The following is a 23,113-nucleotide window of genomic DNA, read 5'->3' as shown; positions in this document are numbered from 1 at the left end:
AGAACGTGACGGACAGACTGGTGATCATCGGCGCGGGGCAGGCCGGCTTTGCATTGGCCGCGAAACTGCGTGCGCTCAAGGATACGCGCCCAATCACCATCATCGGTGCCGAAGATGCGCTGCCCTACCAGCGTCCGCCGCTTACGAAGAAATATCTGCTCGGCGAGATGACGTTCGATCGTCTGCTGTTCCGGCCGGAGCATTGGTACCCTGACAATAATGTCGAAATCCGGCTTTCCACCTGGGCAGAGCAGATTGTGCGCGACAAGAAACAGGTACTCCTGCAGGACGGTTCGGTGCTCGACTACGGTACACTGGCACTGACGACCGGATCCACGCCGCGAGCGCTGCCGGCTGCGATCGGCGGAGATCTCGAAGGCGTCTACGTGGCCCGCGATAAGCGCGATGCCGATCTGTTGGCCGAGGAGATGCGCCCGGGGCGTCGCGTGCTCATCATTGGCGGGGGGTATATCGGCCTTGAAGCGGCTGCCGTCGCTCGCCATCGCGGCCTTGAGGTCACCGTGATCGAGATGGCCGACCGAATCCTGCAGCGCGTCGCTGCCAAGGAGACCGCCGATATCATGCGTGTGATTCACGAGACGCATGACGTTGTCATCCGGGAAAAGACCGGGCTCAAGCACCTTGTAGGTCACGAGGGCAGGGTCGTCGCGGCGGAGCTCTCCGACGGATCCACGATCGACGTGGATTTCGTCATCGTCGGCATCGGTGTCGTTCCAAACGACCAGCTCGCCAAAGAGGCGGGGCTCGAGGTCGCCAATGGAATCATAGTGGACGAATTTGCCCGCACATCCGATCCGTCGATTTTTGCCGCCGGCGATTGTGCGGTTCTCCCGTGGCAGGGTGGGCGGATTCGTCTCGAATCGGTGCAGAACGCAGTTGATCAGGCAGAGGCGGTCGCCGCCATCATCGCGGGCGGTAACGAAGCATACGACCCCAAGCCCTGGTTCTGGTCGGACCAGTATGACGTCAAGTTGCAGATCGCCGGCTTCAATATGGGATACGACGATACGGTCCTGCGCCCGGGCGCCCGCGAGGGCGCGCACTCGATCTGGTATTTCAAGAACGGCTCATTCATTGCCGTCGATGCGATCAATGATGCCAAGGCCTATGTCAGCGGCAAGAAGATGCTGGAATCCGGCATCAATCCCGACAGGACGATCATCGCCGACGCGTCTACCGATCTTAAGCAACTGCTGAGCTGAGGCCGACGGCCCCGGCATCAGGTGAAAAAGCCGAAAAAGCGCTTGCGTCACCTGTCGAATGACTCTATCAGGCTCCCACCGGAGAGGTGGCCGAGTGGTCGAAGGCGCTCCCCTGCTAAGGGAGTATACCCGAGAGGGTATCGTGGGTTCGAATCCCATCTTCTCCGCCATCACAACTTTCCTACCATCTGTTTCGACCATCATCACCCGCAGCGCGCTGTCGTAGTGACCGCTGCCACCTGCGCGCTTAGCCCGCCGAATCTCGCGTCAACAGAATCGAACCGAGAATCATCCTTCGTCAGGGAAACTGATTCTTCGTCAATTGCGCCCATGGCCCGAGGCGGGCGTCGATGCTTGGCCTTCTCCTTCTTCAACAAAAGACGCGAATCCGGCGAGAAACTGGTTCCAATGTGGCACAATCCACAGCCCGGCACCGCGGCTCATTGTAGCCAAACTCCCGCAGAATCAGGGGTTTCTTAATAAAGTATAAAGAAACGGCAGGGGCGGATGCCGCATTTGTGACCTTTCCGCAACAGCGCATAGGGAAGGCTGTCGCAAACACCCCAAACGGGCAAGTTGGTGATTGCGTGACAGTCCCGGTCTTGTATTTTCAACCTCGGAAGCGAGGGCGGTTGATCGTCCGACTTCTTGAAACATGGGGATGGGGCAGGGAACGCTGCTCTAACGGCGAAAAACCCAGACCCGATCGAAACTTTGAATTGGAGGTCAATATGAACATCAAGAGCCTTCTTCTCGGCTCCGCTGCTGCTCTCGCAGTAGTTTCCGGTGCTCAGGCTGCTGACGCTATCGTTGCTGCTGAGCCGGAACCGGTTGAATACGTTCGCGTCTGCGACGCTTACGGCACTGGCTACTTCTACATCCCGGGCACGGAAACCTGCCTGAAGATCGAAGGTTACATCCGTTTCCAGGTTGACGTTGGTCCGGACCAGGTCAACGGCGGCGCAAGCGGCAATCAGGGCGGTACGTCTGACTGGGATGCGTTCACCCGCGGTCAGGTTCAATTCACGGCCAAGAGCGACACCGAGTACGGCCCGCTCACCGGTGTGATCGTTCTGCAGCACAATGGCGACAACGCCTCGGACCAGAATGCGATCCTCGACTCGGCTTACATCGACATCGCTGGCTTCCGCGCTGGTCTGTTCTACAGCTGGTGGGACGATGGTCTTTCGGGCGAAACGGACGACATCGGCAGCCCTGTAACGCTGCATAACTCGCTCCGTTATCAGTATGAGTCTGGCGACTTCTACGCTGGTATCTCCGTTGACGAGCTGGAAGACAGCCCGTACTACAACGGCGAAGTTCCGAACAACGAAGGTGTCGCTGTCGGCATCGGTGGCAAGGCTGGTGCTTTCACCTACCAGGTTACCGCTGGTTATGACTTCGACAACGAAGCTGCTGCTGTCCGCGCTATGGGCACTGTTGCCATCGGTCCCGGCACTCTCGGCCTCGCTGCCGTTTACGCCAGCGATCCGGGCGCATACTACAACGCTGCTGAGTGGGCAATTGCTGCTGAGTATGCAATCCAGGCTACCGACAAGCTGAAGATCACCCCCGGTGCTCAGTGGTACGGCAACTACGGCACCAATGTCGTCAACTTGGCTGGTTTTGGACCTAATGGCAGCGATGCTGACTTCGGCAACGACGACGCTTGGAAGGTTGGTCTGACGGTTGATTACCAGATCACCGACAACTTCTACGCTAAGGCTTCGGTTCAGTACCTCGACGGCGACAACATCGACGACGTCACGACCGGCTACTTCCGCCTGCAGCGTGCATTCTAATCTGGTCTGACTTCGGTCAATCAGGAGAGCCCGGCTTTCGAGCCGGGCTTTTTCGTGTTTATGGATACCGATCAGGTGAACTCGCTCAGAACTAAGGCACATCCGAGATGAAAAGCCATGTCCGCGGGAACACTGATTCGAGATGCAGCAATGGCGCGTGGCCTTGGCCTGGTGCCCTCAGCGTCGAAAGAGACGAACACCGGGCTTTCATCTCATCGACCGTTCTGTCAGCGATGAGATCCGAGTGTTCTCCTTTGACGACGAGTATCGGCACCTTGGCCAGTTCATCGAAATACGGCCAGAGATCCGGCAGTGGCTGAGCGAAGTCGATCGCCAGCAGCTGTGCTGCGATGGCTGGATCGAAGTCCGCCACCGGCTTCCCGTCGGTGTCCCGGTAGATTGCCGAAGCCATCTCGCGCCAGTCTTCTTCCTGAAGGGCAGGAAAGTACCGGCCTTGACAAGCCTTGAGGGAGGCAAGCGCCTCAGGCCAGGAGTGCGGCGCTGCGGCAGCATTGAGATAATCTCGGATGCGCTTGAGGCCGTTGGCTTCTATCTTCGGTCCGATATCATTGAGAATCACGGCGGCGATCAGGTCGAGCCTCATTTGCGCCAGCAGATGGAGAAGCAGCCCGCCGCGCGAGGTGCCGATGAAGATGCCACGCTCGATCTTTAGATGTTGGCAAGCCGAGATGACATCGCGCGCTTCAACGCCGAGATTGTAGTTTGCCTTGTTGGCGTCCCATTCGGAGTGGCCTCGCCCCCGGTAGTCGATCGTGATGACGCGTCTCGGAGTCGCCGAGTCTGTCGACAGCAACAGCGCTAGGCTGTGAAAGTCACGCGAATTCCTTGTCAGTCCGGGCAGGCAGATCACCGGCAGCCGGTCCGCTATCTCTGGGGCACCATAATCTCGGGCGTACAGCGTCAGCCCGTCATCACTCTTGTAGGTTATCGCTCGAAAGCCATCGTTTGCTGCTGGTTCCACGCTCGCTACTCCTGCTGTCTCAGGCTCAGCTTAGCGAGGCCGACGATATCCGCCAATCAGGAGGAACGGCCGTAGGTCAGGTCGCGGACGATGTCGCTCGGTTGACCCAGCCGCGCCTTGTAAACTTCGTAATTCTCAATCACCCGCTGCACATAGTTGCGGGTTTCGGGGAAGGGGATCCGCTCGATCCAATCGACAATGGTGTCGATCGATTGGCCGCGTGGGTCGCCGTAGCGGCCGATCCATTCGGGCACACGCTTGGGACCGGCGTTATAGGCTATGAACGTCATGATATAGGAACCGCCAAAGGCGTCGATCTGCTCGCCGAGATAGTGCGCCCCGAGAGTCGCGTTGTAGCCGGCGTCGGCCGTCAGTCGGTCCTTGGAATAGGCAATGCTGTGGCGCTTGGCGACGGCCTTCGCCGTTCCCGGCAGTATCTGCAAAAGCCCGCGAGCGTCCGCTGCCGAAACAGCGGCCGGATCGAAGGCGCTCTCCTGCCGGGCAATCGCGTACGCGAGTGCCTTGCCGGAACCGGAAATGTTGGCATTCGTCGGAATGACGCCGAGAGGGAAGGCCAGCGCTGCGACATCGACGCCGCGCGAATAGGCGATCTTGCCGACCTGCAGCGACAGATGGTGGTCGCCAGAACGTTCCGCCTGCGCACTCAAAACCGAAAGTTCACCGGGGCTCTGCAGTTGCTCGGCGAGCGCGAGATAAAGGCTCTTCGCCCGCCACCCATGGCCGGCCGCGTCAAAGCGGGCGATTGCCTGCACCGCTTCACGTGCAAGATAGCGTTGCCGGTCGGCCTGGGTGGGTGATGGGTAGGTGACATTCAGTGTCTTGCGGCCGAGCTTGTCGCTGGCCAGTTGCCCATAAAAGGTCGTCGGATAGCTGGCGGCCTTGGCATAGAATTCGGATGCCTTTCCAGGTCCACCGGCCTCGGCGGACCGTCCCATCCAATACCAGGCGCGAGACACCGAAATCGGTCCATTGGAAAAATCGAGGATCTTGCGGAAATGCGCCTGTGCTGCCGCCGCGTCCTGTAGGCCCCGCAGAGCGTACCAGCCCGCATGGAACTCCGCCTCAACGACGTCGGTCGGTGTTGTTGCAGTGTAGTTGGCAACAATCCCGTAAGCGGTCTTGAATTCCCCTTGATCGACCAGGCCGCGGCTCACAATCCGTTGTTCGTTCCACCACTCGCCGGCATTGACCAGTTCGTCCCGATTGCGGGGGGCCTTTTGCAATAGCTTGGCGGCTTCCGCATATTTGTCCTGTTTTCGCAGGTATTCGATGCGTGCGAAAAGGTAGCCGGCGTCGCCTTTCCACTGGCCGTCGACAGCGGTGAGAAGTGCACCGGCGTTGGGCGCCTTGTTCATGACAGCCGCCCAGGCTTTGTAGAGCGATTGAGCCTGCCCCATATCACCAAAGCGCTTGGCCTGCGCCGCGCGATTGCGATACATCAAGTAGTCCATTCGCGCCTTATGATCGGTTGGTGTCAGCAGGCTGGCGAATTCTGCGAGAATCTTGTCTTCAGTCGGCTTGTCGAGTGTCTCGCCGCGCCAGACCTTCCGGATGTACTTTGCTGCCTGGCTCTGCTTGCCGGTGGCGACGAGTGCCCGAGACAGGATCATCGCGCCGGACGTCGTCTCGGGCGCAGTCTGCCCGAAGGCAGCCAAAACGGAGCCAGGGGCAGGGTTTTCGTCGTAGATTGCACGCTCGGAATAGGCCCGTAGCTTCGCAAGCCCCGGCCATCCCTGCAACTCCTGGGCGGCGGCGGCAATTTCCGAGGAGGGAATACCCTTCTGGCCCGAGACCGCGATTGCCCAAGTCAGAATGTGCCGGTCAAGCGTCCCGCTTCCCATGCGGTCACGAATGGAAATCGCCTGCGCGGGATTGTTATCCGAAAGCGCGTCCAGCCCGGATTTCAGGTCGCTGTTGATCGGTGCCTGGCTGCGCGGAATCGAGCCGGTGATGATTGATTCCGGTACCGACGTCTGCGGAACGAAACCTATCGGCTTTACATCGGGAACGGGCACGGCCTCATTCGGAAGCGAAGACGCCAGGCTGCTCCACGCGGCGGCGGTAAAGCCGAGGGCGGACAGGATCAGGACTGCTCTCTTCATGGGACTCTCGCAATGAAAACACGCCCAACCATTTGGCGGGAGCCATCTTAACGAAAGCTTACTGAAGCCAGTAAACTTCGTTCACATTTGCTATCGGAATTTGCCCTAAACCGATCCCTGCGCGCTTGTCGCGACGATTTCACCGCACTATGGTGCCCCACCAATATTCAAGGAATGCGGCCGAAGCGTGAAGTCGGCCATGAGGAGTTCTGCATGTTCCAGGGATCCATTCCCGCTCTCGTCACTCCCTTCACTGATGCTGGCCAGGTGGATGAGGCCTCGTTCGCGAGCCACGTCGACTGGCAGATCAAAGAAGGCAGCAGCGGTCTCGTTCCGGTCGGCACGACCGGCGAATCTCCGACGTTGTCGCATGCCGAGCACAAGCGGGTGGTGGAACTTTGCATCGAGGCTGCGGCCAAGCGCGTGCCTGTGATGGCCGGCGCTGGTTCGAACAATACACGCGAAGCAATTGAACTTGCCCAGCATGCCGAGAAGGCGGGCGCGGATGCGATCCTCGTGGTTACGCCTTACTACAACAAGCCGACGCAGAAGGGTCTGATCGCACATTTTTCGGCAATCGCCGAGGCGGTGAAGCTGCCGATCTATATCTACAATATCCCCGGCCGTTCCGTGATTGATATGACCCCGGAAACGATGGGCGCTCTTGCCAAGGCACACTCCAATATCGTCGGGGTCAAGGACGCCACCGGCAAGATCGAGCGCGTGTCCGAGCAGCGCCTTAGCTGCGGCAAGGAATTCAGACAATTGTCGGGTGAGGATGCGACGGCGCTTGGCTTCAATGCCCACGGTGGCGTCGGTTGCATCTCGGTGACGGCCAACGTCGCGCCGCGCCTTTGCGCCGAGTTTCAGGCCGCGACGCTTGCCGGCAACTATGAAAAGGCGTTGGAATACCAGGATCGTCTGATGCCTTTGCACAAGGCGATTTTCCTGGAACCCGGTCTTTGCGGGGCGAAATATGGCCTCGCAAAGTTGGGAAGAATGAGCCGCAACGTGCGTTCGCCGCTGATTTCGACGCTGGAACCCGCCACCGAAGCAGCGATCGATGCCGCCATGCGCCATGCCGGCTTGCTGAACTGAGGCAAGCTGCTCGGCCTGCCTTCACAGGCAGCCGATGTTCCCCTACATAAAGGCAAGAGAGAAGGGCGCGGTCGTCGCGCCCTCGAGCATTTTGGAATGTGTTATGGCGCCCAAAGGCAGCGAGCGCGTGGTCAAGAAGATCGTGGCGGAAAACCGCAAGGCGCGCTTCAACTACGAGATCATCGACACTTACGAAGCCGGCCTCGTGCTCAAGGGCACCGAGGTCAAGTCGTTGCGCGAGGGGAAGGCCAATATCGCCGAATCCTATGCTTCCGACGAAGATGGCGAGATCTGGCTGATCAATTCTTACCTACCTGAATATCTGCAGGCAAACCGCTTCAATCACGAGCCGCGTCGGCGCCGCAAACTGCTGCTCTCCGGCCGCGAGATCAACCGGCTGCGCGCCGGCATCAACCGCGAGGGCATGACCTTGATTCCGTTGAAGATCTATTTCAACGACCGCGGCCGCGCGAAAATGGAATTGGCGCTCGCCAAGGGCAAGAAGCTCCACGACAAGCGCGAGTCCGAGAAAGAGCGCGATTGGAACAGGCAGAAGAGCCGTCTTCTCAAGGACAACGGCTAATCGGAATCCGAGCATCTGCCTTGAAGACGACGCTGAACGCTCGAATTTAGGCGTCCAGGTCGGTTGGTGCCGCAGGTTCGGTCGTAGGCCGCGGGGGCCGCTCCGAAGGATCGCGTCCGATTTCGTTCTTCAACGACAGAAGATCGATGAAGTGATCGGCCTGCCTGCGCAGGTCATCGGCAATCATCGGCGGTTGCGTTGCCATCGTCGAGATGACCGAGACCTTGCGGCCCTTGCGCTGAAGTGCCTCGACAAGCGTCGTGAAGTCGCCGTCGCCGGAGAAGATGACGAGATGATCGACGGTTTCCGATTGCTCCATGGCATCGATCGCCAGCTCGATATCCATGTTGCCCTTGATCTTTCGGCGTCCCATCGAATCCGTGAACTCCTTGGCCGGCTTGGTGACGACCTTATAGCCGTTGTAGTCGAGCCAATCGATCAGCGGGCGAATGGAGGAGTATTCCTGATCTTCGATCAGAGCCGTATAGTAGTAGGCGCGCAGGAGATAGCCGCGTTTCTGAAATGCCTTCAACAGCTTGCGGTAGTCGATATCGAAACCCAGACTTTTGGACGCAGCGTAGAGATTGGCGCCATCGATAAAAAGAGCAATTTTTTCGCGTGGATCAAACATCGCGTACCAATCCAATGTGAGCAATCTTAATGCTTTCGTCAGAAACCCAAAAAAACAATGGGTTATGCGATCGCTTGGAACAATTCTTACTTTATGAACTATTCATATAAGAAAGATTTAGGGCACGATTCGCGATATTCCAAGCAACTTTTGGTGGAAACCCGCTTTGCATCCAAAATTCGTTGGCGTTGTGAGTTGGGGCTTTGCGCAATGAAAACTTGAATTTGCCCGGTTTTAATTGTATCGGGCGTGTTAATCCCGAGATCACGACCGCAAAGGACAGGCAATGGCCCGTGTCACCGTTGAAGATTGCATCGATAAAGTTGAGAACCGTTTCGAGTTGGTTCTGCTTGCCAGCCACCGTGCCCGGCTGATTTCCCAGGGCGCTTCGATCACGATCGATCGTGACAACGACAAGAACCCGGTTGTGGCGCTTCGCGAAATTGCTGACGAGACGCTGTCCCCGGATGATCTGAAGGAAGATCTGATCCATTCGCTGCAGAAGCACGTCGAAATCGACGAGCCAGAGCCCGATCCGGCGAGCCTCATCGCAGCTGGTGGCGTTGCCGCGGCAGACAGCGAAGAGCAGGAAGACCTGCCGGAAACGATTACCTTCGACCAGATGTCGGAAGAAGAGCTTCTGGCTGGTATCGAAGGCCTGGTGCCGCCGGAAAAGAGCGACGATTACTAATCGTCAACCTTGCACCATTATAGCTTCGGCATATTATTGCATATCATGTGCGCCAATCCGTGATTGGCGCGCTTTTGTTTTTTAATGGAGCGGTTTCGGGATGATGCGGCAGTACGAGCTCGTGGAGCGGGTTCAGAAATACAAGCCCGATGCCAACGAAGCACTGCTGAACAAGGCCTACGTCTATGCAATGCAAAAGCATGGGCAACAGAAGCGTGCGAGCGGCGATCCCTATATTTCGCATCCGCTGGAAGTTGCCGCCATCCTGACAGACATGCACCTTGACGAGTCGACCATCGCGGTTGCGCTGCTTCACGACACCATTGAGGATACGACGGCAACCCGCGCCGAGATCGATGAGCTCTTCGGGGAGGACATTGGGCGCCTGGTCGAAGGGCTGACGAAGATCAAGAAGCTCGATCTCGTCACCAAGAAGGCCAAGCAGGCTGAAAACCTGCGCAAGCTGCTGCTGGCCATTTCCGACGATGTGCGTGTGCTGCTCGTCAAGCTCGCCGATCGCCTGCACAATATGCGCACGCTGGATCACATGTCGCCGGAAAAGCGCGCGCGCATTTCCGAGGAGACAATGGATATCTATGCGCCGCTGGCCGGACGCATGGGTATGCAGGACATGCGCGAGGAGCTGGAAGACCTCTCGTTCCGCCATATCAACCCGGAAGCCTACGAGACTGTCACCGGGCGGCTCGAGGAACTCTCGAAGCGCAACGAAGGTCTGGTCAAGAAGATCGAGACCGAACTGGGCGATCTGCTCGTTGCCAACGGGATGACCGGCGCGATCGTCAAGGGGCGTCAGAAGAAGCCGTACTCCGTGTTTCGCAAAATGCAGTCGAAGTCGCTGTCCTTCGAGCAGCTTTCGGATGTCTACGGTTTCCGCATCATCGTTGACGATATTCCTGCCTGCTATCGGGGGCTGGGTATCGTTCACACCCGCTGGCGCGTGGTGCCCGGCCGCTTCAAGGACTACATCTCGACACCGAAGCAGAATGACTACCGGTCGCTGCACACGACGATCGTTGGCCCGTCCAGCCAGCGCATCGAGCTGCAGATCCGCACCAGGCGCATGCATGAGATTGCAGAGTTCGGTATTGCTGCCCACACGCTCTACAAGGACGCCGCCTCGACCTCGGACAACGATATCCTTTCGCGTGAATCCAATGCCTATTCCTGGCTGCGCCATACGATCGAGGCACTCGCAGAAGGGGATAGCCCTGAAGAGTTTCTTGAGCATACCAAGCTTGAGTTGTTCCAGGATCAGGTCTTCTGCTTCACCCCAAAGGGCAAGCTGATCGCGCTTCCGCGTGGCGCGACGCCGATCGACTTCGCCTATGCGGTTCACACCAATATCGGCGACACGACCGTCGGCGCTAAGATCAATGGCCGCATCATGCCGCTCGTGACCCGTTTGGCGAACGGCGACGAGGTCGAGATCATTCGTTCCGGCGTCCAGGTGCCGCCGGCAGCCTGGGAAGAGATCGTCGTAACGGGCAAGGCGAGGGCGGCGATCCGTCGCGCCACGCGATTGGCTATCCGCAAACAGTATGCCGGTCTTGGCCATCGCATTCTGGAGCGGACGTTTGACCGAGCCGGAAAGATCTTTTCGCGCGAAGCGATGAAGCCCGCGCTCCATCGCCTGGGGCAGAAAGACGTAGAAGATGCCATCGCGGCAGTCGGTCGTGGCGAGATGTCGTCACTGGACGTGCTGCGTGCGGTCTATCCTGATCATCTGGAGGAGCGTGTGACGGCCAAGCCGAGCGGCGACGACGGATGGTTCAATGTTCGCAGCGCCTCAGGCATGATCTTCAAGATTCCCGGCAAGCCCAAGTCGGCCATCGACGGCGCGGATGTCAAAGCGGACATCGATATGGATGCGATGCCGATCCGCGGCATCTCCAGCAATGTCGAGGTGCAGTTCGCTCCGACCGGCGCTGTCCCCGGTGACCGTATCGTCGGGATCATGAACGTCACGGAGAAGGGGAACGCGATCACGATCTACCCGATCCAGTCTCCGACGCTGCAGCGTTTTGACGATCAGCCGGACCGTTGGATCGACGTGCGCTGGGATCTCGACGAGGCCAACAAGTCGCGGTTCATGGCGCGCATCATGGTCAATGCTCTGAACGAGCCGGGTACTTTGGCGAAACTCGCGCAGACCGTTGCCGGTGTCGACGTCAATATCCGGGTGTTCAACACCGTCCGTGTCGCAACCGACTTCACCGAAATGACGCTCGACGTCGAGGTATGGGATCTACGGCAGCTTAACCAGCTGCTCGCCCAGCTGAAGGATCTGGAGTGCGTCGCAACCGTTCGTCGGCTTTACGAATAAGGCTGTTGCACATTTTGTGATCGTTTCGTGACGGAAATCGCACGGATATAGGGCTAGGTATGCGATATGCGCATGGCTGCGCCTATGTTAGAGCGTTGGTAATCACGGCCCCGTGCGCCTATCTTCCAGTCATCGGAAAATTGAACAGAAGATGAGGCAAAGAAATGTTTACACCGATCAAGAAGATCGCCCGTGCACTGCGTGCGCCGACTGCTGAAGAACGTGAAATGGCTTACCTGAACGGCTCTTTCGACCGTATCGATCTTGAATATCGTCAGCGTCAGGTTGATCGCGGCCTGTTCCGCATCCGGTAATACCGAGCCTATACTTGAAGAACGGAGGGGCGTATCGCATATCGCGCCCCTGGTGAATGCTCAGTCTGCGATGATCAAATATTGACTGAGATGGTCTGGCGCTCTTGTCACGCCGGTGCGGCGTGCACTACATACGCGCCATGTTGTTCAGACGTAGAAAACCTGCCGGATTTCGTGAAAAGGTCCGTGAGTTGCTGTGGCCCCGTAAGGGATTCTTGCGGCCGCTCCGCTACCTCACGATGCGTGTTCTCCGCTTGACGGCGTCGCCGCACGCCGTCGCGATGGGTGTCGCCGCAGGAATCTTCGTGTCCTGGACGCCCTTTATTGGCGTCCACTTCGTCATGGCCTTCGTGCTCAGTTACTTCTTCTCCGGCAATATGGTCGCTGCGGCGCTCGGTTGCGCCGCTTTCGGCAATCCGCTGACCTACCCATTCATCTGGGGAGCGACCTGGGAGATAGGTCACCTGCTGCTTGCGCGTCACGACGCAATGCCGGGGCAATCGATCGACCTCGGCGCGCTGTTCCACGAACTGCATTTCAGCGAACTCTGGCGACCCGTTCTCGAGCCGATGCTTGTCGGCTCCATTCCGCCTGCACTTTTGACCTCTGTCATCGTGTATTTCGGAACCTTCTACGCCGTGAAGGGCTTCCAGACGCGCCGCCGCGAACGGCTGATGACGCGTGCCCGCATTCGTTTGTCACATCCAGTGCAGGAAACCGTATGATCATCGGCATCGGCAGTGATCTCATCGATATCAGGCGCGTCGAGAAGTCCCTCGAGCGCTTCGGCGAGCGCTTCACCAATCGCTGTTTTACCGAGATCGAGCGGGCGAAGTCCGATCGGCGTGCCAATCGGGCGGCCTCCTATGCCAAGCGTTTTGCCGCCAAGGAGGCATGCTCCAAGGCCCTTGGAACAGGCATGGCGCAAGGCGTGTTCTGGAGGGATCTTGGTGTTGTGAACCTGCCAAGCGGCAAGCCGACGATGAAGCTCACGGGCGGCGCGGCAGAGATGCTGCAATCGATGCTGCCGGCGGGCCACAGGGCTGCCATTCATTTGACGATAACGGATGATTATCCCTTGGCGCAGGCTTTCGTCATTATCGAAGCACTGCCGGATAGCGTCTGATCAGCGACGTAGAGTCGCTTTTAATGTTGGCGCCATTGCCGCAATCGGCCGAAGCCGCTAGAGAGAAGCAAACAAGAGTTGCGTCGTTATTGGCGCGTTGAAGGAATAAGACTGCGTGTCCGAAAAAGTCGAAACCAAGCCGAACGCCCTCTGGGAAAACATCAAGGTCATCGCACAGGCGCTGATTTTGGCGATGGTTATCCGAACGGTGTTTTTTCAGCCGTTCACCATTCCGTCCGGCTCCATGATGCCGACCCTGCTTGTCGGCGATTACATTTTCGTCAACAAGTTCGCCTACGGCTATTCGAAGTACTCGCTGCCTTTTTCCCCGAACCTGTTCAGCGGTCGCATCTTCGCGAGTGAACCGAAACGCGGCGACATCGTTGTCTTCCGCTTCCCGCCGAATCCCGAAGTCGATTACATCAAGCGGCTGGTCGGCCTTCCCGGTGATCATATTCAGGTCCGGGAAGGTGTTCTCTACGTGAACGGCACGGCAGTTCCGAAGGTGCCGGACGGCACTTTCAATTCCGACTATGCTCAAGATCCGGGCCAGGATGTGCCCGTCTTCCGCGAGACCCTGGACAATGGCGTTACCTACGACACGCTCGACCAGTCTCCGGTTTCCCGTGGCGACAACACGCGCGAGTTCATCGTTCCGGAAGGTCACTACTTCATGATGGGCGACAATCGCGACAATTCGCTCGACAGCCGCTTCGATGTCGGCTTCGTGCCGGCGGAAAATCTGGTCGGACGCGCCAGCGTCATCTTCTTCTCGCTCGGCAACGACACATCGTTCCGCGAAATCTGGAAGTGGCCGACGAACATGCGCTGGGATCGTCTCTTCAAGGGCGTTGAATGAGTAAGGCGCAGACGCTCTCGGCGGCGGATCGGACACGGCTTGAAGCCCTGATCGGTCATCAGTTCGCCGAGAAGGAGCGGCTGGATCGGGCTTTGACGCATGCGAGTGCCCGCACGCAAAAAGGCGGGAACTACGAGAGGCTGGAGTTTCTTGGCGACCGGGTGCTTGGCCTCTGCGTCGCCGAATTGCTCTTCCGCACATTCGGCGCGGCAACCGAGGGCGAGCTCTCGGTCCGTCTCAATCAGCTCGTCAGTGCCGATACCTGCGCCGAGGTCGCCGATGAACTCGGTCTGCACTACTTCATTCGCACCGGCGCTGACGTCAAGAAGCTGACCGGAAAGCGCATGATGAATGTCCGGGCCGACGTGGTCGAGAGTCTCATCGCGGCGATCTACCTCGACGGCGGCCTTGAGGTCGCGCGGCGCTTTATCCTGAAGTTCTGGGAGAAGCGGGCAGCACGCGCCGACGGTGCGCGGCGCGACGCGAAGACCGAACTGCAAGAATGGTCGCATGCCAAATTCGGCGTCACGCCGATCTACCGGGTTGATGAACGCAGCGGACCGGATCATGATCCACGCTTCACGGTTACTGTGGAGGTCGCCGGTGTTCAGCCCGAAACGGGAATTGAACGCTCAAAGCGGGCTGCGGAGCAGGTCGCAGCCACGCGAATGCTGGAGCGCGAAGGCATTTGGCAGAAATCCTCTGCCGGAAACTGACGGGACAGATGACAGAAGAACACGAAATGGCGGACGGCTCCGCTGAAACTGCGGGTGCGACACGTTCGGGCTTCGTTGCCCTGATCGGTCCGACGAATGCCGGCAAGTCGACACTGGTGAACCGTTTGGTCGGCGCAAAGGTCTCCATCGTCAGCCACAAGGTGCAGACGACGCGTGCGATCGTCCGGGGCATCGCGATCCACGACAATGCCCAGGTCGTGTTCATGGACACGCCAGGTATTTTCAAACCGCGCCGGCGGCTCGATCGCGCGATGGTCACGTCGGCCTGGGGTGGCGCCAAGGATGCCGACCTCATCATGCTGCTCATCGACAGCGAGCGCGGTTTGCGCGGTGACGCGGAAGCCATTCTTGAGGGCCTCAAGGAGGTGCATCAGCCGAAGATCCTCGTCCTGAACAAGATCGACCGGGTCAAGCGCGAAGACCTGTTGGCGCTGGCAGCAGCTGCCAACGAGAAGGTCACCTTCACGCAAACCTTCATGATCTCGGCCGAGAACGGGTCCGGTTGCGAAGACGTCATGGATTATCTGGCAAAGACGCTGCCGGAGGGGCCATGGTATTACCCCGAAGACCAGATTTCCGATCTCCCCATGCGCCAGCTTGCGGCTGAGATCACCCGCGAGAAGCTGTTCCTTCGCCTGCACCAGGAACTTCCCTATTCGTCGCATGTCGAGACGGAGAAGTGGGAAGAACGCAAGGACGGCTCGGTTCGCATCGAGCAGGTCATCTACGTCGAGCGCGACAGTCAGAAGAAGATCGCGCTCGGCAAGGGCGGCGAAACGATCAAGGCTATCTCTTCTGCATCACGCCGAGAGCTTTCCGAAATTCTCGAGCAGCCGGTCCATCTTTTCCTGTTCGTGAAGGTTCGCGAAAACTGGGGCGATGATCCCGAGCGCTTCCGCGAAATGGGGCTCGATTTCCCGAAGTAGCGAAAACAGCTTCTACAGCGTTGTTTCTGCGGCAAAAATTCGGTTGCGTATGGAACAACCCTGGGGTTTGCGTGTTCTTATATGAACGCGTCGCCATTGCCGGCGGCGTTTCGTCATTCGAGCACAAGGGCCTCTATGGCAACCCCGCGCGCCACTCACTCGTTCAAAACACCGTGCGAGCAGTGTCCGCTGCGTGCCGACCCGACGTTCCGGGAATTCAGTGGCGAAGAGCTGGACTTCGTTTCGAAATTCAAGCGAGGCGAACTGGCTGCTGACGCCGGCGCGACAATCCTTGTCGAGGGCGCCCATAGCGCTCATCTCTTCACGGTTCTATCCGGCTGGGGCTTCCGCTATAAAACGCTGGAAGACGGGCGCCGGCAGATCCTGAACTATATAATGCCGGGCGATCTGATCGGTCTGCAGGGGACGATCATGGGTGAAATGCAGCACTCAGTGGAAGCGTTATCGCCTGTGTCCCTGTGCGTCTTCGAACGCGACAAACTAATGGCTCTTTACAACAAGCATCCGTCGCTCGCCTTCGACATTACCTGGATCGCGGCCCAGGAAGAGCGAATGCTTGATGAACATCTCTTGAGCATCGGCCGCCGGACAGCCCTCGAGCGCGCAGCCTACCTCATTGCATTCCTGTTCGAGCGGGCAAGGCGACTAAAGCTTCTCACCAAAAATGCGTCGATCCCGATTACCCAACAGCATGTGGCGGATACGCTCGGCTTATCGATCGTTCACACGAATAAAACATTGAAAAAATTATCAAATCGAAATTTGATCCGCTGGCAGGAGCGTGCCTGCGAGGTGCTTGATGGCGAAGGGCTGCTTGCCGCCGCTGGGTGGGAAGGGCTTGGAGAAAAAGTCCGGCCGTTCATATAATGCATGCGGGCGCTATGTCTTTTTTAAATGCATCCTGCGAGACATGGACCTAAGGTCATCCATGCCATCTTTCTTCCTGCTTGCTTTTTATCGACCCGAAACGAAAAAGCGGCTATGCAAGTTAAGCGGTAGATAGTCGTCGGATATGGGGCGTCAGAGGTGGAAATCCGGAAAATGCAGGGGCCGAGCGTCTTAGGCGACACTCAGCAAGGGGCGTATTGGGTATGAAGGCAAACCGTGTTCTGGTCCTTGAGGACAGTTTGATCATCGCTATGGAGGCGGAGGATATCCTTCGTCAGGTGGGTGTCGAAACGATTAGTATCGTCAGCGGCCTCGAACAGGCAATGGAGGTGACCAAGACCGAGGCTTTCGATTTCGCACTGCTGGACGTCAACCTTGGTGAGGTCATGAGCTTCGATTTCGCGCGCCATCTGTCGCGCGTGAACATTCCCTTCGGCTTTGTGAGCGGCTATTCAGATACGAAGGACTTTCCCGAAGACCTCCGGAACGTGCCGTTGCTCGTCAAGCCGTTTGGCGAGTCGGCGATGCGCGACTTCCTTCAGAAATTGTTCCCGGCGGACGCCTGAGCGCCTTTTCATGACAGGGCGTCGGTGTTGCGGTAGGATCGAATCGTAGGGTTCAGGGTTCGTTTCCGATGCAGTGGCACGACCGAGCAATCATCTTGGGCGTCAAGCGCCACGGCGAGAACAGCGTTATTGCCGAGGTGATGACGCGCGAGCGCGGACGCCATCTCGGAATGGTCCGCTCCGGCCGGTCGCGGGCCATGCAGCCTGTGCTCCAGGCTGGCAACGAGGTCGAGGTCACATGGCGAGCCCGTCTCGACGAGCACCTTGGCGAATTTCGTGTCGAACCGTTGACGTTGCGGGCCGCGCGCTTGATGGAAACGGCAACCGCCGTCTATGGCGTGCAGGCGATGGGCGCGTTGCTACGCTTGTTGCCGGAACGCGATCCGCATCCGCACCTGTTCGAAGCTCTCGAGGTCATCCTCGACAATCTCCACAATCCGGCCGACGCAGGCGAACTCTTCGTTCGCTTCGAACTCGCTGTGCTGAATGACCTTGGTTTTGGCCTCGATCTGACCGAATGTGCCGCGACCGGCGCGCGTTCCGACCTCGCCTACGTGTCGCCGAAGTCGGGCAGGGCGGTCAGCCGGGCTGCGGGTGCACCGTGGGCTGACAAGATGCTGCTGCTGCCCCCGTTCCTCAATAGCGAGCAGAACCGTGCGGCTGACATCGACAGCCTCAATGCCGCGTTCCGGTTGACGGCATTCTTTCTGCATCGCCATGTCTATGAGCCGCGTGGCGTGGAGGCGGCAGCGGCACGCGAGGGCTTCGTACAGGCGGCTCTGAAGGCGCTAAAAGCCGCCTCCGCAAAGGACGGCTTGCCGGCCTGATCGACGGTTTTTCATGTTTGAAAAATGTCGTGCAGCGCAGGCGCTTTACGCGCCACGGACATCTTCCTATGTCGATCGCATACAGCCCAGCGATTGGAGGAGTAGGCCATGCTGACCAAACCCGATACGACGACCACGATAAATCTTTGGAACGGCAATGAAATCCCGCGATTGGGCATGGGCTGCTGGGCGATCGGAGGGCCGTTCTATGCTGGCGATACGCCGCTTGGCTGGGGCGAGGTCGATGACAAGGAATCCATCGCTGCCATTCATCGTGCAATCGAGCTCGGCATTCGTTTCTTTGATACGGCCTCGAACTACGGCGCGGGGCATTCCGAGGAGGTTCTTGGGGAGGCGATCGGCAACCGCAGCGACGTTGTCGTTGCGACCAAGTTCGGTTTCGCAACCAATCCTGAGACGAAGCAGGCAATTGGGGCCTTTGCCGACGCCGACTTTATCAGGCGGTCGGCGGAAACATCGCTGCGTCGGCTGAAGAGGGATCGTCTCGATCTGCTCCAGTTCCACTTGAACGACTTTCCGCTTGAGCAGTCGGATGACGTCTTCGAAACGCTGGAGAAACTGCGCAGTGAAGGTAAGGTCGACGCCTTTGGCTGGAGTACCGACTATCCCGATCGGGCTGCGCGACATGCAGCGCGTCCTGGCTTCGTTTCTGTCCAGCACACGATGAACGTCTTCGAGCCGGTGCCGGATATGATCTCGGTGATCGAGCGGCATGGACTGATCTCGATCAACCGCGGGCCGCTGGCGATGGGATTGCTCAGCGGAAAATTCAGCGCCGACACGAAGGTCGGTGACAAGGATGTTCGCGGAGCGAGCCTGGATTGGATGATCTATTTCAAGGATGGGCGCATCGCGCCGGAGTTCGCCGCGAGACTTGAGGCGGTGCGCGAACTGCTGAAGTCGGGCGGTCGAACGCTCACGCAGGGCGCGCTGGCGTGGCTGTGGGCGCGCTCGTCCCGAACTTTGCCGATCCCGGGCTTCCGAACCGTCGCCCAGGTTGAAGAGAATGCCGGCGCGCTGGCCGAAGGCCCACTACCTGCTGCGGTGATGACGGAAATCGACGAGACTCTTGCTCAGCTTCGGACTTAGGCGCGGTTGCGCACCTTGAAGGTCCAACCCTCGGGTCTTTCTTCGACAACCCTGACGGTATCGCCAACCGTGATCCTGCCGGTTCCGCGCGGGGTGACATTCCAACCAAAGAGCGGGCCGGGTACGCGCCGGTCCGCTGACATCCGAATGCGACCCATGGCCGGCATCGGATTCGGAACGTCGCGCGATCCGGTCGATTGGTCCTGCGTCGTCATGATGCAACGCGCACAGGGTTTGACCAGATCAAAACGAATGCCGCCGATTTCGATCGCCGCCCAATGGTCCTCCTTCCAAGCCTCTTCCGTATCGACCACGATATTGGGCCGGAACCGCTCCATGCCGACGCGGCCTTCGCCGTGTGTCTCAAGGTCGGCATTCAGCGCCCGCAGGGAGCCGGTTGTCGTCACCAGGATCTGGTAGCCATCGGCGAACGTGACCGGCGCGCCTTCGCCGGCCCATTCTGCGCTGGCGGAACGCTTGGCATCCTGATCGAAGAAGACCAGCTTCACATCTCGACCAAGCCATTCCGAGAGTTGGTGATTGCTGGCGTCGTCGGCAACGGCAGCATTGACGATGGACTTCCAGATAGAAACATCCATCCGCTTCGCGGCCATAGGGATCGGCGCAACCATCTGCTTGTCGCCCATGCTGAGATGGAGCTGCGAAGGCCCGGCTTGAACACCGATGCGAGCGAGGTCCGGCAATTCGCGTTGCGTGATGAAGTGCCCGTCCCTGTCGGTGATCATCGCACGCCGGTCGCCCGGAAGCCCAAATGCATCGATCTCCGACGACTCCAGCGCGATGCCTCGGGTGCTCTTGAGCGGATAGATGAAAAGATCAGTGATTCGCATCAAGTGCTCCTAGATTTCGTCCATGAATGCCGCGAGGAAGTCGCGTAGCCGTTGATCGCGCTCTGCCGCAAGCGCGCGTCCGGCCTTAGTTTGAAAGCCATCGGCCAGTTTGAACAGTTTGGTCTGAAAGTGGTCGATGACGAAGCGCTTGTCGTCCAGTTGGCGATTGCTGCCGGAAGGATCGAATGGATCGTAGAGTGCCGATGACATTCGGCCACCGATGTAGAAGCAGCGACCAGCCCCGATCATACCTATTGCATCCAGCCGGTCGGCATCCTGCAGTATTTTCGCCTCCAGTGTTTCTGGCGGAACGTTGGCCGAGAAGCTATGCGTGACAATGGCGTGCGCCACGGCTGCGATGTCGTCGCCGTCCCAGTCAAGCTCAGCGAGAACGGCCGATGCCTTCTCTGCCGCCAGCAGAGAGGCCTTCGATCGCATAGGGGAGTTCTTTTCCACGGCGACGCAGTCATGCAGCAGGACGGCGGCAGCAAGGATTCTCGCATCACCACCCTCGAGAGCCTGGATCCGCATTGCGTTCTTGAAGACCCGCAGCACATGCGCAATGTCATGCGAACCGTCGTCGCCTTCTGACGAGTGGACCACGAGCTCGCTGGCAAGCTTATCAAAGGGAGCGAAGGCCTTGGCCTGGAACATGGGATCACCGTGTTGGAAGAATGGTGTCCTTCCTTAACCGCCGGAACCAAGAGTCGCAACGAGCTGCCGTTCAGCTCGCCTTGAACCTTTCGTGTTCCGGCAGCTGTGACAGCAGGTAAGGAACCTCAACGGCAGGCCGTGGCGGGCTGATGTGATAGCCTTGGATTTCATCGCACGCTTCAGACCGAAGTAAGGCCATTTGCTCGGCCGTTTCTACCCCCTCCACCGTTACGCGCATGCCGAGCGCGTCACCTAGAAGAATGATGGCGCGCATGATCGCAAAGGCTTCCTTGTCTTCGACGATGCCGTTGACGAACGACTTGTCGATCTTGATCTTGTCGAAGGGAAACCGCCGGAGATAGCTGAGGGACGAATAGCCGGTGCCGAAATCGTCCATGCCGATGCGAATGCCGCTTTGCTTGAGCACGTGCAGGATCGGCAGAGCCTCATCGAGATTTTCCATTAGCACGCTTTCGGTGATCTCGATTTCCAAGCGACCGGCCGCAAGCCCGGCTTCAGCAAGGGCTGCCGCGACGTCGCTTGGCAGGTCACTGTCCGTGAATTGAATGGCCGATACGTTGACCGCGACCTTGATATCCTCAGGCCAGTAAACGGCATCGCGGCACGCGCGGCGCAGCACCCAGCGGCCAATGTCGACCACGAGACCGACCTCTTCGGCGAGGGGGATGAATTCCAGCGGCGGCACCCGACCGCGCGTCGGGTGGTTCCACCGCACGAGCGCCTCGAACCCGCAGATACGTTGCTGGCTGAGGTCGTAGAGCGGCTGATAGTGGAGCTCGAATTCCTCGCGCTCGACGGCCTTTCGCAAATCCGCTTCCAGTGCATGCCGCGCCTCGATTTGCGCTTCCATGTCGGCGGTGAAAAAGCGCTCGCCCTTTCCGCCGCTGCTCTTGGCGTGCGACAGTGCGACCCCGGCATGCTTCAGCAGGATATCGGTCTCCGTTCCGTCTTGTGAACTGATGGCGATACCCATCGACACGCTGAGCTCGACGGCCTTCTCGCCGCGGAAGAACGGTTCTGACAGTTCCCGCCGGATTTGATCGGCAAGAGCCGTGACATTCCATGGCTGCTGGCGGCCGGATTGCAAAATCGCGAATTCGTCGGAGCCGAGGCGCGCCAAGACGTTGCCGGCGCCTGCCGACATGCGGATGCGCTCGGCGACCTGCCGCAGGATCTTGTCTCCGGCCGAAACGCCGAGGGTGTTGTTGATCGATTTGAAGCGGTCAAGATTGAGGTGTACGAGTGCGATCTGTTCGTCCGGTTTGCGGCCGAGCAGTGCTGCGTCGATGCGTTCCCTGAGGCTGATGCGGTTTGGAAGCCCAGTCAGCGGATCGTGATGAGCAAGGTAGGCGATCCGTTCGGCCGCCCGGCGCTCCTCGGTGATGTCTGCGTGGATGGAAATGTTGCTGCCATCGGGCAGAACGGTGATAACGCTCCGGATCGTCCGTCCGTCATCCATCATCCATTCGCGGTGACGGATGTGTCCGCCCTGCGGGCTGGCGTCACGCAAACGGGAAACCTTTTGCTCAACTCGCTCGGTGCCGCGAACCTTCCCAATCAGCCATCCCATGGAGGCCCCGGGCGATGCGTCATCAGCGCTGAACCCGAAAAGCTGTCGGAAGCGCGTGTTGCAGACGATCAGGCGTTGTTCTGCGTCAAAGACGCTCAGCCCTTCTGGCAGGTTGTCGAGTACGATCTGAAAGAGGCGTCGCTGTTCCGCGAGTTTTGCCGTCGTTTCGGCAAGCGTGCCTTTCAGTCTGTCGGTGTCGTGGCTCAGCCGCTGAAATCGATGCTCGGTCGCCCGCGCTTTTCCTGCCTGCAGCCGATACGTCTCGACAACGAGATCCACCAGACGCTCGGCGTTTGCAGAGCCGTCCCCGCCGACAGCGCTCGCCCATTGCTGCCGGAAGAGGGTCTCAGCATCCATTTGCGGCAATCTCGATTTCGGGAGAGAAAAGCCCTTGAGCGGAATCCTGAGAGTCGCCTACTAGCCTGCAATTGCGACGCTGCGCGTCAGACATGAAAGAACCTTTTGAAGCAATCGAAAAACTATTGTCTGGGCAATTTAAAAACTCACGTGGCGCAGCGCACCGTGGAGGAGATAATCCCTCGGTCGCATTAAAATTCTATTGCACCGCAAACGAATATATCGTGGGCACTATATTTGGGTGGATGTTGTCGTATTGCCTTCAGAACCAGGCGAATTGAACGTAGGGCCCGGGCAACCGATGCTCGAAGATCACACTTTGTCAATCATAGTTAATGGTGTGTTAACAGCTTATTGACGCAGTGCGCAAATCAGTTTAACGACCGCTTAGTCTTTCAATTTCCCCATTTCGTATTGCGTACAAACATCACCGAAACGGCGGTGAGTGGAGGTTTGTATGAGCCAAGTTTCATCGGTTAGTGATACGTCCTACGCATACCTTGCGACATTGTCGCGGCTGGACACAAACGGCGATGGCGTGTTGAGCCGCGGCGAGCGGGCGGCTGATGAGAAGCCGGGCATTCTGAAGCAGCTCGGCGAAGAAGGCGGCAGCCAGGAATTCGCGCCCAAGCTGTCGGATAGCGTGCTTGCGTTCATGATGGGCACGCGCGAGAGCGGTAGCGTCAACTTTTATCCGCAGTCCCAGCAGAGCGCTTCATCCGATCTCTATAAGAGCACCTACGGTCAGTATGATCTCGACATCTGATTACGCTGTGCAGGCTGAAATTTGCAGAGCCGGCCGCTAAGGC

The 23,113-nt window shown here is 58.7% G+C and carries 23 protein-coding genes and 1 tRNA gene; 18 read left to right on the top strand and 6 right to left on the bottom strand.

All coding sequences use genetic code 11. The annotated features are described in order from the left end of the window. The first annotated feature begins 5 nt into the window (after nucleotides 1-5). The 3 genes from FHT77_RS00910 to FHT77_RS00900 all read left to right on the top strand — a co-directional run bounded on the left by FHT77_RS00910 (nucleotide 6) and on the right by FHT77_RS00900 (nucleotide 3,025). A complete protein-coding gene (locus tag FHT77_RS00910) occupies nucleotides 6-1,223 on the top strand; it encodes an NAD(P)/FAD-dependent oxidoreductase (protein ID WP_183751667.1) in 1,218 nt (405 codons plus the stop codon). Nucleotides 1,224-1,303: 80 nt separating this feature from the next. Beyond that, nucleotides 1,304-1,393 (top strand) — tRNA-Ser (locus FHT77_RS00905). 561 nt (nucleotides 1,394-1,954) lie between these two features. Further along, nucleotides 1,955-3,025 (top strand): porin, encoded by a 1,071-nt coding sequence (locus FHT77_RS00900; RefSeq protein WP_183751665.1) that lies wholly within the window; start codon nucleotides 1,955-1,957, stop codon nucleotides 3,023-3,025. A gap of 91 nt (nucleotides 3,026-3,116) precedes the next feature. On the opposite strand, the gene FHT77_RS00895 is transcribed toward FHT77_RS00900, so the two are convergent. Further along, nucleotides 3,117-4,007, bottom strand: coding sequence for an alpha/beta fold hydrolase (locus FHT77_RS00895; protein WP_183751663.1), 891 nt, complete (start codon nucleotides 4,005-4,007; stop codon nucleotides 3,117-3,119). 56 nt (nucleotides 4,008-4,063) lie between these two features. Then, nucleotides 4,064-6,130: a lytic transglycosylase domain-containing protein gene (locus tag FHT77_RS00890; RefSeq protein ID WP_183751661.1), complete on the bottom strand. Its 2,067-nt coding sequence runs from the start codon at nucleotides 6,128-6,130 to the stop codon at nucleotides 4,064-4,066. Between the two features lie 213 nt (nucleotides 6,131-6,343). Here FHT77_RS00890 and dapA point away from each other — a divergent pair, with 213 nt between their 5' ends. Then, nucleotides 6,344-7,228: a 4-hydroxy-tetrahydrodipicolinate synthase gene (dapA, locus tag FHT77_RS00885; RefSeq protein ID WP_183751660.1), complete on the top strand. Its 885-nt coding sequence runs from the start codon at nucleotides 6,344-6,346 to the stop codon at nucleotides 7,226-7,228. Nucleotides 7,229-7,331: 103 nt separating this feature from the next. Then, the gene (smpB, locus tag FHT77_RS00880) at nucleotides 7,332-7,811 is read left to right on the top strand and encodes an SsrA-binding protein SmpB (protein WP_025659866.1); all 480 of its coding nucleotides are present in this window, start codon (nucleotides 7,332-7,334) and stop codon (nucleotides 7,809-7,811) included. Nucleotides 7,812-7,857: 46 nt separating this feature from the next. Here smpB and FHT77_RS00875 read toward each other — a convergent pair whose 3' ends face one another. Continuing rightward, entirely contained in the window at nucleotides 7,858-8,442 is a 585-nt protein-coding gene (locus FHT77_RS00875) for an NYN domain-containing protein (protein WP_016553375.1), read from the bottom strand. Nucleotides 8,443-8,728: 286 nt separating this feature from the next. Here FHT77_RS00875 and rpoZ point away from each other — a divergent pair, with 286 nt between their 5' ends. The 12 genes from rpoZ to FHT77_RS00815 all read left to right on the top strand — a co-directional run bounded on the left by rpoZ (nucleotide 8,729) and on the right by FHT77_RS00815 (nucleotide 18,851). Continuing rightward, nucleotides 8,729-9,133 (top strand): DNA-directed RNA polymerase subunit omega, encoded by a 405-nt coding sequence (rpoZ, locus tag FHT77_RS00870; RefSeq protein ID WP_016553376.1) that lies wholly within the window; start codon nucleotides 8,729-8,731, stop codon nucleotides 9,131-9,133. A gap of 100 nt (nucleotides 9,134-9,233) precedes the next feature. Further along, nucleotides 9,234-11,477, top strand: coding sequence for a RelA/SpoT family protein (locus FHT77_RS00865; protein WP_183751658.1), 2,244 nt, complete (start codon nucleotides 9,234-9,236; stop codon nucleotides 11,475-11,477). A gap of 164 nt (nucleotides 11,478-11,641) precedes the next feature. After that, nucleotides 11,642-11,791: a DUF3563 family protein gene (locus tag FHT77_RS00860; protein ID WP_065814341.1), complete on the top strand. Its 150-nt coding sequence runs from the start codon at nucleotides 11,642-11,644 to the stop codon at nucleotides 11,789-11,791. Nucleotides 11,792-11,931: 140 nt separating this feature from the next. Next, nucleotides 11,932-12,516, top strand: coding sequence for a DUF2062 domain-containing protein (locus FHT77_RS00855; protein ID WP_183751656.1), 585 nt, complete (start codon nucleotides 11,932-11,934; stop codon nucleotides 12,514-12,516). After that, nucleotides 12,513-12,917, top strand: a complete 405-nt coding sequence (gene acpS, locus FHT77_RS00850; protein ID WP_114712157.1) for a holo-ACP synthase — start codon at nucleotides 12,513-12,515, stop codon at nucleotides 12,915-12,917. Before FHT77_RS00855 ends, acpS begins: the two co-directional genes overlap by 4 nt. Nucleotides 12,918-13,032: 115 nt before the next feature. Next, complete coding sequence (lepB, locus tag FHT77_RS00845) at nucleotides 13,033-13,776, top strand: signal peptidase I (RefSeq protein ID WP_183751654.1); 744 nt, start codon at nucleotides 13,033-13,035, stop codon at nucleotides 13,774-13,776. Next, nucleotides 13,773-14,492, top strand: a complete 720-nt coding sequence (rnc, locus tag FHT77_RS00840) for a ribonuclease III (protein ID WP_016553382.1) — start codon at nucleotides 13,773-13,775, stop codon at nucleotides 14,490-14,492. Before lepB ends, rnc begins: the two co-directional genes overlap by 4 nt. Before the next feature lie 8 nt (nucleotides 14,493-14,500). Further along, a complete protein-coding gene (era, locus tag FHT77_RS00835) occupies nucleotides 14,501-15,439 on the top strand; it encodes a GTPase Era (protein ID WP_019279736.1) in 939 nt (312 codons plus the stop codon). A 135-nt stretch (nucleotides 15,440-15,574) separates the two neighbouring features. After that, entirely contained in the window at nucleotides 15,575-16,327 is a 753-nt protein-coding gene (locus FHT77_RS00830) for a Crp/Fnr family transcriptional regulator (protein ID WP_183751652.1), read from the top strand. A gap of 143 nt (nucleotides 16,328-16,470) precedes the next feature. Then, nucleotides 16,471-16,914, top strand: a complete 444-nt coding sequence (locus FHT77_RS00825) for a response regulator (protein ID WP_405049287.1) — start codon at nucleotides 16,471-16,473, stop codon at nucleotides 16,912-16,914. Nucleotides 16,915-16,982: 68 nt separating this feature from the next. Beyond that, complete coding sequence (gene recO, locus FHT77_RS00820) at nucleotides 16,983-17,741, top strand: DNA repair protein RecO (protein ID WP_183751648.1); 759 nt, start codon at nucleotides 16,983-16,985, stop codon at nucleotides 17,739-17,741. 108 nt (nucleotides 17,742-17,849) lie between these two features. Further along, a complete protein-coding gene (locus FHT77_RS00815; protein WP_183751646.1) occupies nucleotides 17,850-18,851 on the top strand; it encodes an aldo/keto reductase in 1,002 nt (333 codons plus the stop codon). On the opposite strand, the gene FHT77_RS00810 is transcribed toward FHT77_RS00815, so the two are convergent. From FHT77_RS00810 to FHT77_RS00800, 3 genes are all read right to left on the bottom strand, one after another. Next, nucleotides 18,848-19,702 carry an MOSC domain-containing protein gene (locus FHT77_RS00810; protein WP_183751644.1) on the bottom strand — a complete coding sequence of 285 codons (855 nt, stop codon included), beginning with the start codon at nucleotides 19,700-19,702 and terminating at the stop codon, nucleotides 18,848-18,850. The genes FHT77_RS00815 and FHT77_RS00810 overlap by 4 nt on opposite strands. A gap of 9 nt (nucleotides 19,703-19,711) precedes the next feature. Next, nucleotides 19,712-20,356, bottom strand: a complete 645-nt coding sequence (locus FHT77_RS00805) for an HD domain-containing protein (protein ID WP_183751642.1) — start codon at nucleotides 20,354-20,356, stop codon at nucleotides 19,712-19,714. 70 nt (nucleotides 20,357-20,426) lie between these two features. Next, a complete protein-coding gene (locus tag FHT77_RS00800; protein WP_183751640.1) occupies nucleotides 20,427-22,304 on the bottom strand; it encodes a putative bifunctional diguanylate cyclase/phosphodiesterase in 1,878 nt (625 codons plus the stop codon). Nucleotides 22,305-22,761: 457 nt separating this feature from the next. Here FHT77_RS00800 and FHT77_RS00795 point away from each other — a divergent pair, with 457 nt between their 5' ends. Further along, nucleotides 22,762-23,070, top strand: a complete 309-nt coding sequence (locus FHT77_RS00795) for a hypothetical protein (RefSeq protein ID WP_183751638.1) — start codon at nucleotides 22,762-22,764, stop codon at nucleotides 23,068-23,070. Nucleotides 23,071-23,113 lie beyond the last annotated feature (43 nt).

This window comes from Rhizobium sp. BK181 (genome assembly GCF_014193305.1).
Lineage (GTDB): Bacteria > Pseudomonadota > Alphaproteobacteria > Rhizobiales > Rhizobiaceae > Rhizobium.
Note: the sequence above shows the minus strand (reverse complement) of the source record. Positions and strands in the feature narration are given on the sequence as shown.